12 protein-coding genes are annotated in these 16,241 nt (G+C 61.0%); 5 read left to right on the forward strand and 7 right to left on the reverse strand.

The window, feature by feature from the left end; translation table 11 throughout:
• The first annotated feature begins 47 nt into the window (after positions 1 to 47).
• The gene (locus P2T68_RS15890) at positions 48 to 1,895 is read left to right on the forward strand and encodes a hypothetical protein (protein ID WP_277379569.1); all 1,848 of its coding nucleotides are present in this window, start codon (positions 48 to 50) and stop codon (positions 1,893 to 1,895) included.
• A 48-nt stretch (positions 1,896 to 1,943) separates the two neighbouring features.
• Here the strand turns inward: P2T68_RS15890 and P2T68_RS15895 are convergent, their stop codons facing one another.
• From P2T68_RS15895 to P2T68_RS15910, 4 genes are all read right to left on the reverse strand, one after another.
• On the reverse strand, positions 1,944 to 2,711 hold the full coding sequence (locus P2T68_RS15895; protein ID WP_024075896.1) for an SDR family oxidoreductase: 768 nt from the start codon (positions 2,709 to 2,711) through the stop codon (positions 1,944 to 1,946).
• Between the two features lie 22 nt (positions 2,712 to 2,733).
• The gene (locus P2T68_RS15900; RefSeq protein WP_102624346.1) at positions 2,734 to 3,801 is read right to left on the reverse strand and encodes a phosphotransferase family protein; all 1,068 of its coding nucleotides are present in this window, start codon (positions 3,799 to 3,801) and stop codon (positions 2,734 to 2,736) included.
• Positions 3,802 to 3,930: 129 nt separating this feature from the next.
• Positions 3,931 to 4,884, reverse strand: a complete 954-nt coding sequence (locus P2T68_RS15905; protein ID WP_277379570.1) for a 2-hydroxyacid dehydrogenase — start codon at positions 4,882 to 4,884, stop codon at positions 3,931 to 3,933.
• Between the two features lie 192 nt (positions 4,885 to 5,076).
• Complete coding sequence (locus P2T68_RS15910; protein ID WP_069076305.1) at positions 5,077 to 5,601, reverse strand: cysteine hydrolase family protein; 525 nt, start codon at positions 5,599 to 5,601, stop codon at positions 5,077 to 5,079.
• A gap of 500 nt (positions 5,602 to 6,101) precedes the next feature.
• Here P2T68_RS15910 and P2T68_RS15915 point away from each other — a divergent pair, with 500 nt between their 5' ends.
• Together P2T68_RS15915 and P2T68_RS15920 are read left to right on the forward strand one after the other, a co-directional pair.
• A complete protein-coding gene (locus P2T68_RS15915) occupies positions 6,102 to 7,379 on the forward strand; it encodes a serine/threonine transporter (protein WP_277379571.1) in 1,278 nt (425 codons plus the stop codon).
• A gap of 143 nt (positions 7,380 to 7,522) precedes the next feature.
• Positions 7,523 to 9,172 (forward strand): SulP family inorganic anion transporter, encoded by a 1,650-nt coding sequence (locus tag P2T68_RS15920; protein ID WP_150295051.1) that lies wholly within the window; start codon positions 7,523 to 7,525, stop codon positions 9,170 to 9,172.
• Positions 9,173 to 9,358: 186 nt separating this feature from the next.
• Here P2T68_RS15920 and acnB read toward each other — a convergent pair whose 3' ends face one another.
• On the reverse strand, positions 9,359 to 11,968 hold the full coding sequence (gene acnB, locus P2T68_RS15925; RefSeq protein ID WP_069076303.1) for a bifunctional aconitate hydratase 2/2-methylisocitrate dehydratase: 2,610 nt from the start codon (positions 11,966 to 11,968) through the stop codon (positions 9,359 to 9,361).
• A gap of 396 nt (positions 11,969 to 12,364) precedes the next feature.
• Between acnB and P2T68_RS15930 the strand changes: the two genes are divergently transcribed.
• Positions 12,365 to 12,835, forward strand: a complete 471-nt coding sequence (locus P2T68_RS15930) for a DUF1289 domain-containing protein (protein WP_024075890.1) — start codon at positions 12,365 to 12,367, stop codon at positions 12,833 to 12,835.
• A gap of 486 nt (positions 12,836 to 13,321) precedes the next feature.
• Here the strand turns inward: P2T68_RS15930 and P2T68_RS15935 are convergent, their stop codons facing one another.
• Positions 13,322 to 14,185 carry a universal stress protein gene (locus P2T68_RS15935; protein WP_024075889.1) on the reverse strand — a complete coding sequence of 288 codons (864 nt, stop codon included), beginning with the start codon at positions 14,183 to 14,185 and terminating at the stop codon, positions 13,322 to 13,324.
• A gap of 148 nt (positions 14,186 to 14,333) precedes the next feature.
• On the opposite strand from P2T68_RS15935, the gene miaE reads away from it, so the two are divergent.
• The gene (miaE, locus tag P2T68_RS15940; protein ID WP_024075888.1) at positions 14,334 to 14,936 is read left to right on the forward strand and encodes a tRNA isopentenyl-2-thiomethyl-A-37 hydroxylase MiaE; all 603 of its coding nucleotides are present in this window, start codon (positions 14,334 to 14,336) and stop codon (positions 14,934 to 14,936) included.
• On the opposite strand, the gene P2T68_RS15945 is transcribed toward miaE, so the two are convergent.
• Complete coding sequence (locus P2T68_RS15945; protein WP_277379574.1) at positions 14,892 to 16,091, reverse strand: MFS transporter; 1,200 nt, start codon at positions 16,089 to 16,091, stop codon at positions 14,892 to 14,894. The two genes, miaE and P2T68_RS15945, sit on opposite strands and share 45 nt — an antisense overlap.
• Between the last annotated feature and the right edge of the window lie 150 nt (positions 16,092 to 16,241).

Raw genomic sequence — 16,241 nt, forward strand, 5'->3', positions numbered from 1 at the left:
GAGGTGGTTCTTCCGGGCGGCTGAACAACATAGTCTAAGGACATTCTATGAAGCAATTTACTTCCCCTTCCGTGCAACCGGTAGCAGGGCGCCCGGTCGATCGACCCAGTGGCGCGGCACCCAGTGCGCGTACTGCGTTTCCTGTCGTTGACTTCGCTGGCGGGCCCCTGCCGCCTGAAGCGATACCCGTGCGCAACAGGCCAGCCGCAGCTGTTCCGAGCGCGACTTATCAGCGCATTACCGATCTGCCGACGACCCCCGCCGTAACCCGAGACGCTATTTTCGCCCCCGACGGTGACCCCATACCCGCACCTGATCCAGCGACTGGATTGCGTGAATATGAATCGCGCAGTTACCTGAACCTGGATGACGGGACGACCGTTGTGGCGGTGCTTGATCCGCAGACCGGGGAATGGCGTGAAAGAGCGCCGGATTCACGCTTGCCACGAGGTCCTGCACTTCACCGGGTGCCGCAGACGAACACCTGGCGCAGTCATTCTGCGGCCAGTTCGTCTTCTTCTTCCCCGAGCCTCAGTCATAGCTCATCGGCATCGTCATTGAGCCACAGTGCTTCGTCTTCCTCGCTTACCGCCACACCGAGCCCTGTGAGCTTGTCGGCGACCCAGCGTATTGATCCGGTATGGAATCTGGGGCTCTACACGTTGCCGGTGAGTCCGGCCCCCGCCGACACCCTGACGTTCCCCGGCAAGAGAGCCTTCATGATCGGGGCTGAGCAATATTTTATGGATGCCAATTTTGGCAACCCATCAGGTGCTGTGCCGAATGCGCGACCCCATCTGTTTTCTGTGGGGGCGGGAGGCAATCTGGTAAGCGCCGGGCGTATCGAACGGGATGGCTTGTTCAGGTTAAACGACAACCGACATTATTTGCCGGTGGGCACAGGCTTTTGCACAGTGAACTTCGATAGCGCATGGCTGCGTTGGAAGGTGGTAGATGCAGGCGGTCATGGCAGGGCAGAGATTTTAATTGAAATGGGTGGCGCGCCCGATAGCTGGGTGCCGATGCTGGCTGTTGATCAACTCTCGGATCTTTTTCAATCGGTCCGGAATATCAAAGGTTATGCCGGGCATGTGGGGGCGGTCGATCTGAGTAATAGCAGTATCGACCAGTGGGTTTATCGCTATATGCAGGGCTACTTGCGTCAAATAGTCGGGTTTTGCGAGCCGGCTATCCGCAGTGCGCCAACGGCGCAAAAAGGGGCGCTGATCGATGCCTATATCTGGCGCAATGGTTACCCGTATGACTGTCTGGCTTCCATCTGCAGCGCCTTGGAAAACCGCCGCCCATTGCCTCCGGGGATGCCGATATTCGATGCGTTTCAAGGTTTGGGCACGGTCACGTGCTCAAAAGACGGTAACTTCAATGTGGCGCGTATCAGCCGAACGATGCAACTGCACTATCCCGATAGAAGGCGCTCGTTGGCCGAAGAGGCGTTACTTGAGACGTGGCGGGAAAAAGACGCTGCCCGGGACAACAAGCGCAAGGGCGAAGTGAACGAAGCCATGTATGAGGCCCGGTTGACGGAAGATGGCTATACGGTACTTCCCGGCGGAACCTACGGAGGTGGGCAGAATGGCTTTGATCGGGTGTTTGAAGGCCCGGCAGGCGATATCTACATTCTGGAAGCCAAGCATGTCAGTTATACCTCCGCCGGCGAGCTTGCCAACGTCAGCCTGGGAGGGACGACGAGCTCACGTCAAATGACCGACAGTTGGGTGCGGCAAGTGCTGGCGTTATCCCAGCCCGATACGCTGGCGGCCAGGCGCGTTTCCGACGCGTTGCGGCGTGGCCAGTTATTCAAGTTATTAGGCGCGACGTCCAAGGACGGCAAACTTGTCATGTTCAAGATTGACATGAGCCCCGTGGACTTCTAGCCGTGCCGGTATGCCTGGGAGCAAGCGCCCTTGTTCCCAGGCATGTGTTCAGGACAGGAAGCCGCCATCCACATTCAGCGACACACCGGTGGTGTAGCTCGACGCATCGCTGGCCAGGTACAGCACGGCGCCGGCCATCTCGCTTGGGTCGGCCACGCGCTTGAGCGGGATCTGCGCCAGGGCCATTTTCAGGATGGCGTCGTTCTTCACCAGCGCCGAGGCGAACTTGGTATCGGTCAGGCCCGGTAGCAGGGCGTTGCAGCGAATGCCGAATTCGGCGCATTCCTTGGCGAACACCTTGGTCATGTTGATCACGGCGGCCTTGGTTACCGAGTAGATGCCCTGGAACACGCCCGGCGAAATGCCGTTGATCGAGGCCACGTTGATGATGCTGCCGCCGCCGTTCTCGCGCATCAGCTTGCCGGCTTCCACCGACATGAAGAAGTAGCCGCGAATGTTCACGTCAACGGTCTTCTGGAAGGCCCCGAGGTCGGTGTCCAGTACGTTGCAGAACTGCGGGTTGGTCGCGGCGTTGTTGACCAGGATGTCCAGGCGCCCGAACTGCTCGCGGATGCCGGCGAACACCTGGGTGATCTGCTCCATTTCGCCAATGTGGCAGGCGACTGCGGTGGCCTTGCCGCCGTCGGCGATGATCGCGTCCGCCACGTGCTGGCAGCCTTCGAGCTTGCGGCTGGACACAATCACATGGGCGCCTTGCTGGGCCAACAACTTGGCGATGGCTTCACCGATGCCACGGCTGGCGCCGGACACAAAAGCAATCTTGCCATCGAGGTCGAACAGGTGGGTCTTGGACATGGGGACTCCTTGTTATAGGCGATCAGAGCGCGGATTTGCCGATGACATTCAGGCTCATCTGCTCCAGCAGCGTGTTCATTTGGATGAATTGCGCAAAGCGTTTGTCCTGGGTCTGGCCGTGGAAAAAACGGTAGTAGATCTGCTGCACGATGCCGGCGAGGCGGAACAGGCCGTAGGTGTAGTAGAAGTCGAAGTTGTCGATCTCAAGGCCCGAGCGCTCGGCGTAGTAGTCGACAAACTGGCGACGGGTGAGCATGCCGGGGGCGTTACTCGGCTGGCGGCGCATCCGTTGCACGGGCGCCGGGTCGGCGGCTTCGATCCAGTAGGCGAGGGTGTTGCCCAGGTCCATCAACGGGTCGCCCAGGGTGGTCAGTTCCCAATCCAGCACGCCGATGATCTGCATCGGGTTGTGCGGGTCGAGGATCACGTTATCGAAGCGGTAGTCGTTGTGCACGATGCTGGAGGTCGGGTGGTCGGCCGGCATCTTGTCGTTAAGCCAGGCGCGCACGGCCTCCCAGCGCGGAGCGTCGGGGGTCAGGGCTTTTTCATAGCGGTCGCTCCAGCCACGAATCTGCCGCGCCACATAGCCTTCGGGCTTGCCCAGGTCGGCCAGGCCACAGGCGGCGTAGTCCACCTGGTGCAGCTCGACGAACTTGTCGATAAAGCTTTTGCACAAGGCTTCGGTCTTGGTCGCGTCCAGGCCCAGCTCGGCCGGCAGCTCAGAGCGCAGGATGATGCCGTTGACACGCTCCATCACGTAGAACTCGGCGCCGATCACCGACTCGTCGGTGCAATGCACGTAGGCCTTGGGGCAATACGGGAAGCCATCCTTGAGCTGGTTGAGAATGCGGTATTCACGGCCCATGTCGTGGGCGGACTTGGCCTTGTGGCCGAAGGGCGGGCGACGCAGGACGAATTCCTGGCCAGGGTATTCCAGCAGATAGGTCAGGTTGGACGCACCGCCGGGGAACTGACTGATGGTGGGCGTGCCGCTCAGGCCAGGGATGTGGGCCTTGAGGTAGGGATCGATCAGGCTGGCATCAAGTTCTTCGCCTGGGCGAATCTGGGTCGATTGGTCGTTCAGCGCCATGCTTATCCCTTCTGCTTATTCTAAAGGCCTTGGACTATTTCCTAATCTAATGCGCACAGCCGCCCAACGACAAGGTCGGGGCGGCTTAATAGGTTAGCGTGTTGGATGATGATCAGCGTGCCTGATCGGTCATTTATTGGGCGGCGGCAAGGTCACTGGCGTCAGTACCGGTCGGCCGGCGAAGAATTCCACCAGGTTGTCAGCCACCCGCTGCACGGTGTCGTGGGCCGCTTCCGGCGACAGGCCGGCCACGTGGGAGGTCAGCACGGTATTGCCGAGGCGCTTGAGGGCATCCGGGACCTTGGGTTCATCGTCGAAGACGTCCAGTGCCGCGCCGCCGATACGGCGCTGTTCAAGGGCGGCAATCAGATCGGCGGTCACCACCACACTGCCACGCCCGACATTGACCAGGTAGCCGTTGGGGCCCAGCGCATCCAGGGCGATGCGATCGATCAGATGGCGAGTTCCGGTGCCACCGGGTGTGGCCAGGATCAGGAAGTCCGAGGTGCGCGCCAGTTCCACCGCGCTGGCGCAGTAGGTGTAGTCCACGTCATCGCGCGGCTGGCGATTGTGGTAACTCACCTGCATGTCGAACCCCAGGGCGGCACGCTTGGCGATCTCCAGGCCCACGGCGCCGAGCCCGAGAATGCCCAGTTGCTTGCCGCCCAGGGAAGGGCGCATCACCTTGGGCCATTCACTGCGCCGCACCGCCGCGTCCGTCTGCGGAATGCCGCGCACCAGCGACAGCAGCAAGGCCATGGCGTGGTCGGCCACCGACGGTGCGTTCACCCCGGCACCGTTGGTGACCACAATCCCGCGGTTGCTCGCCGCCTGCAGGTCCACGTGTTCGTAGCCGGCGCCGATCACGCAAATGATCTCCAGCAACGGCAGCGCGGCGATTTCCTCGGCATACAGCCCCAGCGGGCCACGGGTCAGCACGGCCTTGATCTGCCCGCCGTGGGTCTTGATGGCCTGGGCGCGTTCGGCGGGCGTCGGTGCCAGGATCACATGAAAGTCGTTGCTCTCGATGATTTGCAGGTATTCGTTGATGGTTTCAACCAGAACCAGAACAGTGGTGGTCATCGGAAGGCTCTTCCTGAAGGGTTTGAGGGCATGAGTATGCGGGATTTGCAGGACGGCGCGTTTTGTCTGGATGGAAAAATTACTGTAGGCGCGAGCTTGTTCGCGAAAAACCTGGTGGGAGGGGCCGTCAGGTTTCGCGTGATAGCGTTTACGATTGTCGCAAGCAAGCTCGCTCCTATAGGGTTTGTATTGTCAGAACGCTATCTCGGTCGCTCTCACCCGTTTTACAAATGCCCCCGCCAACGTTGCATTGTGATGCTCGATGATTTCCTGGGCCGACAGTGTCGGGGTGTCCATGCAGGTATGTCCGTCTTCGGGCAGTAGCACCGAGAACCCCAGTTCTGCCGCCACCCGGCAGGTGGTGTCGATACAGAACTGGGTTTTCATCCCCACGATCACCAGTTGATTGACCTGTGCAGCGTGCAGTTGCTGCGCCAGGTCCGTGCCCAGGAAGCAACTGGGGCGGGTTTTATTGAACAGGTGGTCGCGCGCTTCATCGACATCCAGCGCGGGCCATACCTGCCAAGGCGGGCTGCCCGCTTCGATGGGGGAACCCGCAGGGCCGGTGTGGCGGGCCACGAAGATCGGAGCGCCGGCATTGCGGGCGGCTTGGATCAGGTGGTTGATGGTGCCCAGTACGCGTTCGCGCTCGAAGGGTTTGTCCGGGCCATCGTACAAGCCGGTTTGCATATCGATGATCAGTAGGGCGTCAGTCATTGTAGTGCTCCTGGTGGTGGCCGGAGGACGGAGCAATAAAAAGGCCCCGTCCATTGCTGGCGGGGCCTTGGGTTGATTCTGTGTGTGGCTAGTTCAAGCACCCACGGCAACCGCACGACCCGCCTTGAGCGGTCGTGGTGGTGGTACGGGTGAGGCATTGCTGAGTCAGGCTCATGCCCCGATCATGCTGGGATGGACGTGGGGCTGTCAACGGGCAGTCATTGCGTGCGCCAGGCTGCTGCCGTGCGACGCTCATTCACAAGACAGGTATGTGGCCCCAATAGAATTGTGCACGGCCGGATTATCCTGCGTCACGCCAGAGCCCTTTAAAACCGCCGCCTGTAGCCGCCCCTGCGCGTCTGCGTCGCATAACCGTTCCTCAGCTAAGTCTTTGCTTCTTCAGGAGAATCCCGGACAATCGCGCCCCTGTTATGGCTGGGGCGCTGCCTGTCAGGTTTTTCTGACTCGTCCCGGCTGTGGAAATGCGGAGATCCGACCGGATGAATGATCAGGCCAATAGCGTCGACGAACGCTATGCAACGACACCTGCAACCCTCACAAACTGGAGCCACCAGGACACCACTTGGATGCTCGGTCTGTTCGGCACCGCCATTGGCGCCGGCACCTTGTTCTTGCCGATCAACGCGGGCCTGGGGGGCTTCTGGCCGCTGGTGATCCTGGCGCTGCTGGCCTTCCCGATGACGTTCTTTGCCCACCGTGGCCTGACCCGTTTCGTCTTGTCCGGCCGCGAAGGCTCCGACATTACCGATGTGGTCGAAGAGCACTTCGGCGTCAAGGCCGGTGCCCTGATCACCTTGCTGTACTTCTTCGCAATTTTCCCGATCCTGCTGATCTACAGCGTGGCGTTGACCAACACCGTCAGCAGTTTCATGGAGCACCAGTTGCATATCATGCCGCCGCCCCGGGCGATCCTGGCATTCGTGCTGATCCTCGGCCTGCTGGCAGTGGTTCGCTGCGGTGAGCAGGTGATCGTCAAGGCCATGAGCCTGATGGTGTATCCGTTTATCGTCGCCTTGCTGTTCCTGGCGGTGTACCTGATCCCCCATTGGACCGGCGGCATTCTCAGCACGGCAAGCGTGGTCCCGGCACCGTCGGCTTTGCTCAATACCCTGTGGCTGGCGATTCCGGTGATGGTGTTCTCGTTCAACCACTCGCCGATCATCTCGGCCTTTGCGGTGGACCAGAAGCGCCAGTACGGCGCCCATGCCGATGAGCGCAGCTCGCAGATCCTGTCCCGTGCGCACCTGTTGATGGTGGTGATGGTGCTGTTTTTCGTGTTCAGCTGCGTGCTGACCCTGTCGCCGGCACAGCTGGCTGAAGCGAAGGCGCAAAACCTGTCGATCCTGTCGTACCTGGCCAACCACTTCGACAACCCGACCATCGCCTTCGCGGCGCCGTTGATTGCGTTCGTGGCGATTGCCAAGTCGTTCCTGGGCCACTACATCGGTGCCAGCGAAGGCTTGAAAGGCCTGGTGGTCAAGAGCGGCCGCCGCCCTGCAGCCAAGACCCTGGACCGCATGACCGCCGCCTTCATGCTGGTGGTGTGCTGGATGGTGGCCACGCTCAACCCCAGCATCCTCGGCATGATCGAGACCCTGGGGGGGCCGATCATTGCGTCGATCCTGTTCCTGATGCCGATGTATGCGATCCGCAAGGTGCCGGCCATGGCCAAGTACCGTGGGCAGGCGTCCAACGTATTCGTCACGGCCGTCGGCCTGGTGGCGATTACCGCGCTGATTTACTCGCTGATGTCCTGACACCCGGCTGTACCCCACAAGGCCGATTCGCGCACACCGCGAATCGGCTTTTTTTTGCGCGTGCAAAACCTGACGGGGCTCAACCACGACACGCCAATGAGCGCTAAGCTGGAGCACGTTTTTGCCAGGAGGAGTGGGGCCGCTTGAAAACTGCAACCGAGACGCCCGTTGTCATACCGCCGAATCGCACCCAGGACATTCTCGCCGGCTTATCCATTGCCGGTTTGCTGCTGCCGGAAGCGGTGGCCTATTCCAGCATTGCCGCACTGCCACCCCAGGCCGGGGTGATTGCCTTGTTTGCCGGGCTGGTGTGCTACGGCCTGTTTGGCAGCAGCCGCTTTGCGATTGTCTCGGCCACCTCATCGTCGGCGGCGGTGCTGGCGGCGGCCACGGCCAGCCTGGCCGGTGACGACCCGGCGCTGAGGCTTTCCCTGGCCTTTGGGCTGGTGCTGATCATTGGGGTATTTTTTCTCCTGGCCGGGCTGTTCAAGCTCGGCGGCGTCACCTCGTTCATCGCCAAGCCGGTGTTGCGCGGCTTTGCCTTCGGCCTGGCGTTGACCATCATCCTCAAGCAAGTGGCCAATGTGGTGGGCGTCCATCTCACCGATAACAACCTGATCCGCTTCCTGCCGCAACTGCTCGAACAGTTGCCACGCTGGAACTGGCCCGCCGCGCTGGTGGCGGCGGCGGCGTTGCTGGTGTTGCGGCTGTGCGCACGCTTGCCACGGGTGCCCGGTGGCCTGGTGGTCGTGGTGCTGGGCATCGTGGCCGGGCAGTTACTGGGCCTGCAGGCCCAGGGCGTGGCGCTGATCGGCATGATCGACCTGCGCCTGGAACTCGGGCATTTGCCGGTACTGCCGTTTGCCGACTGGTTGCGCCTGGGCGAACTGGCATTCGCCTTGGTGATGATTTTGTACGCGGAGTCCTACGGCTCCATCAGCTCATTCGCCCTCAAGCATGGCGACCGAGTGTCATCCAACCGTGATTTGCTGGCGCTGGGGGCGGCCAACCTGGTGTCGGGGTTGTTCCACGGCATGCCGGCGGGGGCCGGGTATTCGGCGACATCGGCCAATGAGGCGGCCGGCGCCTATTCACGGTTCGCGGGGATCGTTGCGGCGCTGGTGATATTGGTGATCGTGCTGACGGTGCTGCCGTATGTGGCGCTGACGCCGGAGCCGGTGCTCGCGGCGGTAGTCATCTATGCCTTGGGGCGTGGTTTGAGCCTGCAGCCCCTGGGGCGCTATTTCCTGTGGCGACGCGATCGCTTGCTGGTGGTCTGCGCGGTGGCGGCAGTGCTGGTGCTGGGTGTGCTGGATGGCTTGTTGCTCGCCGTGGCGATCAGCGTGATGTTGATGTTGCGCCAGATGTCCTCAGCGGACATCCAGGTGCTCGGGCGCCTGGGTGACAGTCATGATTTTGTCGATCGCCAGCACCATGCCGATGCTGTTGAAGTGCCAGGCGTGCTGATCGTGCGGCCCAGTGAAGCGCTGTTTTTCGCGAACGCCGAGCGCATCCTGGGGGCGGCCTTGCGCCTGATGCGCCAGGCACCCGTTCAGGCGGTGGTACTGAGCCTGGAAGAGTCGCCCGACCTCGATGGCACCAGTATCGAAGCGCTGGCGGTGTTTTTTGCCCAGGTGCGGGGGGAGGGCAAGCGCCTGGTGCTGGCCCGTGTGCGGCATGATGCCCGCGAGGTGTTGCAGGTACTGCCTGAAGCGTTGGCGCCGCATGTACTGCTCAGCGGCTTGAGTGTCGACGACGCGGTGCAGTTGGCGCGTGAGGCGAGCAACGCGTGACGCAGGCATGGTGTGGGAGGGCTTGCGCGTAGTGTGGGAGGGGGCTTGCTCCCGATAGCGGTGAATCAGTCACTGGAGCTATTGACTGAACTACCGCTATCGGGGCAAGCCCCCTCCCACAGTATTCCAGGCACAAAAAAACGCCGCGTACCTTGCGATACGCGGCGTCCTTTACATCAACACACCTTAGGCTTGAATCACCGGGATGTTGGCGCTTGCTGCGATTTTGCGGAACTCGGCGATCTGGTCGAAGTTCAGGTAGCGGTAGACGTCACTGGCCATGGTGTCCAGTTTCGCTGCGTAGCCCATGTACTCTTCGACGGTCGGCAGGCGACCGAGGGTGGAGGCCACTGCCGCCAGCTCAGCCGACGCCAGGTAGACGTTCGCGCCATCACCCAGACGGTTCGGGAAGTTGCGGGTGGAGGTCGATACGACGGTCGAGTTCGGCTCTACACGTGCCTGGTTACCCATGCACAGCGAGCAGCCCGGCATTTCCATGCGCGCGCCAGCCTTGCCGTAGATGCCGTAGTAGCCTTCTTCGGTCAGCTGGTGAGCGTCCATCTTGGTCGGCGGCGACAGCCACAGACGAGTTGGCAGCTGACCCTTGACCTGTTCCAGCAGCTTACCGGCAGCACGGAAGTGACCGATGTTGGTCATGCACGAACCGATGAACACTTCGTCGATCTTCTCGCCGGCAACGCTGGACAATAGACGGGCGTCGTCCGGGTCGTTCGGTGCGCAGAGGATCGGCTCGTTGATTTCGGCCAGGTCGATCTCGATGACTTCGGCGTATTCCGCGTCGGCATCGGCTTCCATCAGTTCCGGGTTGGCAACCCAGGCTTCCATCGCTTGGGCGCGGCGTTCCAGGGTGCGTGCGTCGCCGTAGCCTTCACCGATCATCCAGCGCAGCAGGGTGATGTTGGAGTTCAGGTATTCGGTGACGGATTCTTTCGACAGCTTGATGGTGCAACCGGCAGCCGAACGTTCGGCCGAGGCGTCGGACAGCTCGAAAGCCTGCTCCAGCGTCAGGTCGTTCAGGCCTTCGATTTCCAGGATGCGGCCGGAGAAGGCGTTTTTCTTGCCTTTCTTCTCTACGGTCAGCAGGCCAGCCTGGATCGCGTAGTAAGGAATGGCATGAACCAGGTCACGCAGGGTGATGCCAGGTTTCATTTTGCCTTTGAAGCGCACCAGGATCGATTCCGGCATGTCTAGTGGCATAACGCCAGTGGCTGCGGCGAACGCGACCAGACCGGAACCGGCCGGGAACGAGATGCCCATCGGGAAACGGGTGTGGGAGTCACCACCGGTGCCGACGGTATCCGGCAGCAGCATGCGGTTCAGCCAGCTGTGGATGATGCCGTCGCCTGGACGCAGCGATACACCGCCACGGGTCATGATGAAGTCAGGCAGGGTGTGGTGGGTGGTCACGTCGATCGGCTTTGGATAAGCCGCGGTGTGGCAGAAGGACTGCATCACCAGGTCGGTCGAGAAGCCCAGGCACGCCAGGTCTTTCAGTTCGTCACGGGTCATCGGACCGGTGGTGTCCTGGGAACCCACGGTGGTCATCTTCGGTTCGCAGTAAGTCCCTGGGCGAACGCCTTTGCCTTCCGGCAGGCCGCACGCCTTGCCGACCATTTTCTGGGCCAGGGTGAAACCCTTGCCAGTGTCGACCGGTGCTTCAGGCAGCTTGAACAGGTCGGTAGGGCCCAGACCCAGCTCGGCGCGAGCCTTGTCGGTCAGGCCACGGCCGATGATCAGCGGGATACGGCCGCCGGCGCGAACTTCGTCCAACAGGACCGGGGTCTTCATTTCGAAGGTGGTCAGGACTTCGTCGGTGCCGTGTTTGCAGACTTTGCCAGCATGCGGGTACAGGTCGATCACGTCGCCCATGTTCATGTTGGTGACGTCGAATTCGATCGGCAGTGCGCCGGCATCTTCCATGGTGTTGTAGAAGATTGGAGCGATCTTGCTGCCGAAGCAGAAGCCGCCGGCGCGCTTGTTCGGCACGTAAGGAACGTCGTCGCCGAAGAACCACAGTACCGAGTTGGTCGCGGATTTACGCGAAGAACCGGTACCGACCACGTCACCGACGTAGGCGATCGGGAAGCCTTGGCCGCGCATTTCTTCGATCTGCTTCATCGGGCCGGTCTTGCCTTGTTCGTCCGGCACAATGCCTTCGCGCGCCATTTTCAGCATGGCCAGGGCGTGCAGCGGGATATCAGGGCGGGACCAGGCGTCCGGGGCAGGGGACAGGTCGTCGGTGTTGGTTTCGCCGGTGACCTTGAATACGCGCAGGCTGATCTTGTCGGCCAGGGTCGGGCGGTTCTTGAACCACTCGCCGTCGGCCCAGGACTGGATCACGGCTTTGGCGTGTTCGTTGCCGTTGCGGGCTTTCTCGGCCACGTCGTGGAACGCATCGAACATCAGCAGGGTGTGCTTGAGTTGGGCGGCGGCGACAGGTGCCAGCTCGGCGTCGTCCAGCAGCTCGACCAACGTCACGATGTTGTAGCCGCCTTGCATGGTGCCGAGCAGTTCAACAGCGCGTTTCTTGTCGATCAGGGGAGAAGTGGCTTCGCCCTTGGCCAGGGCAGACAGGAAACCGGCCTTGACGTAGGCAGCTTCGTCAACGCCTGGTGGAATGCGGTTGGTGATCAGGTCAACGAGGAGTTCTTCTTCGCCAGCCGGAGGATTCTTCAGCAGCTCGACCAGGCCTGCGGTTTGTTCGGCGTTAAGCGGCTGGGGAACGATACCCAGTGCTGCACGCTCTTCGATATGTTTGCGGTAGGCTTCAAGCACAGTTATTACCCTCATCAGTGGTCCCACGGGACGCTCATCCAGAAATGAACGGCACGCATGCGCTCGGGGGCTTTTTGGGCCGCAAAGCCAGCGCTGCCGGCATTCCTCACAGAAGCTGCTTTCAAAGTTTTACGCCTGCAGAACGGAGCTGATGAGGGTTGGCGCTGGGACTACCTACCGGGTAATCACCATCGCCAACACCGTTCTGAAGGAACGACTGTGCTCGTGACGCTTTGAAAACAGCTTCCAGCGGATTGTTTGGCGCCTTACAAGGCCGGATGATTCTACGGCAAAAAATTTCTAAAGGTAAGTTGCCTGACTAAGTTTGCTGGGTGATCAACCTTAGACAAAGGGCTAACATGGCGCACTGTTTCGCTGATTTGTGTGTTGCCACCCATGTCCAATCAAACCATCAAGACCCCCTGCGTAGGCCTGTGCTCAACGGTTTACGGCGATCTCGTGTGCCGCGGCTGCAAGCGCTTCCACCACGAAGTGATCCAATGGAATGGGTATAACGAAGAGCAAAAACGCGCGGTATGGCTAAGGCTTGAGCAGCTGCTGGTACAGGTGATGGCCGGCAAGCTGGAGGTTTTCGACCCCAAGACCCTGCGTGGGCAACTGGAGCAACGCAAGATTCGCTTTGTGCCGCACCAGTCCGAGTACTGCTGGGCGTACCAGTTGATTGCCCGTGGGGCGCGGGTGATCAATAACCTGGAGGCTTATGGCATGGTGCTGCTGCCGGAGTTTCGCGACTGGGCGCTCCCAGAGCTGCGCGATGCCATCGACCGTGAGTTCTTCATCCTGTCCGAGGCGCACTACCAGCGCTATATCGCGCCGGCGTTCCTGAGGGATGCGTTCGCCGACTGACAACACAAATCCAATGTGGGAGGGGGCTTGCCCCCGATGAGGGAGTGTCAGCTCAAACAGCTGTGACTGACACACCGCCATCGGGGGCAAGCCCCCTCCCACAGGGGACCGCGTTGCATCAAAGGGGTAGAAGAACCCCAGCGGATTGATGTCGTAGCTCACCAGCAGGCTCTTGGGATGGGGGTGCGAATGCTACTTTCGAACGAGTGCGGGCACTGCATTAATCGCGAACATACGGGGAGCAACATGTGGGAGGGGGCTTGCCCTAATGCCATTCAGTTAAGCGTACATCGCCTTCTGTAGGAGCGAGGGGGACGCCTAGTTCTTGCTCGCGAAAAACGTCAACGATAACGCGTGTTTCCTGAATGAACGCGGCGCCTGTAAGTTCTTCGCGAGCAAGCTCGCTCCTACAAAAAAGCCTTAACTGAACGGCATTAGGGCTTGCCCCCTCCCACATTGGATCTCGGTTGCCTTCTAGGATCAGCGTCAGGCCGTGGTTGCGAGTTCTTCCAGCTGATCCATCAACGCCTGCGGCTTGAGTACCAGCACGTCACTCTCCAGCGCATCCAGCACCACTTCGGCGGTGTTGCCGATCAGCGCTCCGGAAATCCCGGTGCGTGCGACAGTGCCGATGATCGTCACCGCGGCCTGGAGCGCGTGCGCCGTATGCGGGATCAGCACATCTGCCGGGCCTTCCTTGATATGAAGGTGCGCGTCATCCACGTCGAATTCGGCCTGGAACGCCTGGCATTGCTCGCGATAGCGCGCCTCGATGGTTTCCTTGAGCTGGAAGGTCGGATCCGCCGCCGACAGCATGGGCGACGGATGGGCGCTGATCACATGCAGTTGGGCCTTGGCCAGGCTGGCGATATCAAAACCGTGGTCAATGATCGAGTGGTGCAGTGCGCGGTGTTCGACATCGCTGTTGCCCACGTCGATGGCCGCGAGGATTACGCCGTCGGCCCACGGCGTCGAGGTCTTGACCAGCAGGACCGGCGTCGGGCAATAGCGCAGCAGCTTCCAGTCCGCGGGCGTCAGCAGGGCCTTTTTCAACGGGCTGTCGGGATAGTGCTGCTTGATCACCAGCCCACAGCCTTCGGCCTGCTGCACGTCGATGATGGTTTTGTGCAGGCTGTCATTCCAGGCTTGCTCGGTGGTGACGCTATAGCCGTCACCCTGCAAACCGGTCTTGAGCAGGCTCAAGAGCGCCGAATGCTCGTGTTTCCTGTCGCAGACCAGCAAGTGCAGGTGCGCGTCGGTGACCCCGGCGATCAGCTTGGCGCGCTTGAGGGCCAGGCTTTCCGAATGCTCGGGCTCGATGACCACCAGGATGCTGCGGATAGCTTGCATGGTCGGGATCTCCAGAAAAGGGGCGTTAGACAACTATAGTTGCTGCTCGCCAGCCGTCATGTTGATGCACATCAAGGCCAGTGTCTGGTGGTCTGCGGCGTGGTCGGTATAATCGGCGCCCTTTTGTGACCCTTTGCCCGTGAGCCCGATGAACCTGCCCGAAATCCACGAATTCCTCGGTTGCCCCACCCCCGACGCCTGGGTGCAGGCCGCGCTGGCCGATCAGGACACCCTGCTGATCGACCACAAGAACTGCGAATTCAAGGCCGCCAGCACTGCCCTGAGCCTGATCGCCAAGTACCACGGCCACGTGGACCTGATCAACATGATGTCGCGCCTGGCCCGGGAAGAGCTGGTGCACCACGAGCAAGTGATGCGCCTGATGAAGAAGCGCAAGGTCGAGTTGCGCCAGTTGCATGCCGGGCGTTACGCCTCCGGGTTGCGCAAGGTTGTGCGTAGCCATGAACCGGTCAAGCTGGTGGATACCCTGGTGGTCGGCGCGTTTATCGAGGCGCGCAGTTGCGAGCGTTTCGAAGCCCTGGTACCGCATCTGGACGAGGAACTCGGCAAGTTTTACTTCGGCTTGCTCAAGAGCGAAGCGCGGCACTACCAGGGTTACCTGAAGCTGGCCTACCAGTATGGCGACGCCAAGGACATCGCCCAGGTGATCGAGCGGGTGCGGGCGGCCGAGCAGGCACTGATCGAGTCACCCGACGTCGAGTTCCGGTTTCACAGTGGCGTGCCAGCCTGAGGCCACGGCGACGCCGATCAGCGCGGTGATCCCGGTCAACAGCAGGATCACCGTTTGCGTGCCCCAGGGCGCCGCCAGCAACGCGATCAGCAAGCCCGCCAGCGGTTGGGCCAGGTTGTTGAGCAGGGTGAGCACGCCCACCGTCTTGCCAAAGTCCTGCACCGGTATCACGCGCTGGCGGGTGCTGCGCAGGTACACGTTGAACATTTTGTCGAAACCGGTGATCAGCAAGAAGCCAACGGCGTAGGTCATGAGCCCGGGGCTGAGCGCGGTGATCAGCGCCCCGAGTGCAATCATCGAATACGACAACCCGCCCAGTACCTTTAACGGCAGGCTGCAGCGCGCCAGGTAAAACAGAATCGCGATGGTCACCACGGCCCCCGCGGCTTGCAGCAACGCATAGGCGTCCTTGTCGGCGGCAAAGTGCCCCGTGACCATTGCCGCCGAAGTCGCCAGCGTCACACCGATGATCAGGTTGACGCCGACCGCCAGGGTGATGATCCGCTTCAATTGCGTCAGGTTGCGGATATGCCGGAAGGCAATGCGCAGCGGTTGCAGCCAGATATCCTGGTGTTGCTCGAAGGTTTCCAGGTGCACCCGGCTATGGCGTTGCCAGATCAGCATCGCCAGGTCTGCCAGGACAAACAGCCCGGCAACCCCCAGTACCACCCAATGCCAGGCCCACACTTGCAGCATCAGCGCCGCGACCAAGGGGCCCAGCACCAGGCCGCTCTGGTCGGCAATCTGCGAATAGGACAACGTCTTGGTATAGCTGTACTGCCTGAAGATGTGCGGCATCAGCACTTCCCGCGCCATGATGCCCTGGGTGGTCAACACTCCACACAGCGCCGACAGCAGCACAATCCAGTAAATGCCGTCGAACACCCCGTACAGCGCCACCGCGACCACGCAGGCCAGTGCTCGGTAGACCTGGCTGATATGCAGGATGCGGACTGGCGAGAACTTGTCGCACAATGCCCCGCACACCGGGAACGCCAGGTAGCGCGGTAGCGACTCGAGAAAAAATGCCAGGCCCGCCCAGCTCACGCTGTTGGTGGTCTGGAACACGATGAGCGGCACGATAAACAGCAGAATCTGGTCCGCCAGCCGTGACAGGAACAGCGAAACGAAGAACGCCAGGTAATCCTTGCGCATACAACTCCCTGTGAATGGCGTTAAAGATTGCAGGCTATTTGTTAAAAACTCTTAAAAGCATGAAGCTTGGTCACCCGCTACGGGCCAAGCGCTGCTGTCGGGCAGCTTGCCACCTATAATGCCCGCACTTCAATCGGCGTCGCATATTGA

This window comes from Pseudomonas sp. G11 (genome assembly GCF_029457515.1).
GTDB classification, from domain to species: Bacteria; Pseudomonadota; Gammaproteobacteria; order Pseudomonadales; family Pseudomonadaceae; genus Aquipseudomonas; species Aquipseudomonas gorinensis.

Excerpts from the sequence above, each read along its gene's own strand:
- P2T68_RS15890 (WP_277379569.1), top strand. The coding sequence starts at position 48 with ATGAAGCAATTTACTTCCCCTTCCGTGCAACCGGTAGCAGGGCGCCCG.
- P2T68_RS15895 (WP_024075896.1), bottom strand. The coding sequence starts at position 2,711 with ATGTCCAAGACCCACCTGTTCGACCTCGATGGCAAGATTGCTTTTGTG.
- P2T68_RS15900 (WP_102624346.1), bottom strand. The coding sequence starts at position 3,801 with ATGGCGCTGAACGACCAATCGACCCAGATTCGCCCAGGCGAAGAACTT.
- P2T68_RS15905 (WP_277379570.1), bottom strand. The coding sequence starts at position 4,884 with ATGACCACCACTGTTCTGGTTCTGGTTGAAACCATCAACGAATACCTG.
- P2T68_RS15910 (WP_069076305.1), bottom strand. The coding sequence starts at position 5,601 with ATGACTGACGCCCTACTGATCATCGATATGCAAACCGGCTTGTACGAT.
- P2T68_RS15915 (WP_277379571.1), top strand. The coding sequence starts at position 6,102 with ATGAATGATCAGGCCAATAGCGTCGACGAACGCTATGCAACGACACCT.
- P2T68_RS15930 (WP_024075890.1), top strand. The coding sequence starts at position 12,365 with ATGTCCAATCAAACCATCAAGACCCCCTGCGTAGGCCTGTGCTCAACG.
- P2T68_RS15935 (WP_024075889.1), bottom strand. The coding sequence starts at position 14,185 with ATGCAAGCTATCCGCAGCATCCTGGTGGTCATCGAGCCCGAGCATTCG.
- miaE (WP_024075888.1), top strand. The coding sequence starts at position 14,334 with ATGAACCTGCCCGAAATCCACGAATTCCTCGGTTGCCCCACCCCCGAC.
- P2T68_RS15945 (WP_277379574.1), bottom strand. The coding sequence starts at position 16,091 with ATGCGCAAGGATTACCTGGCGTTCTTCGTTTCGCTGTTCCTGTCACGG.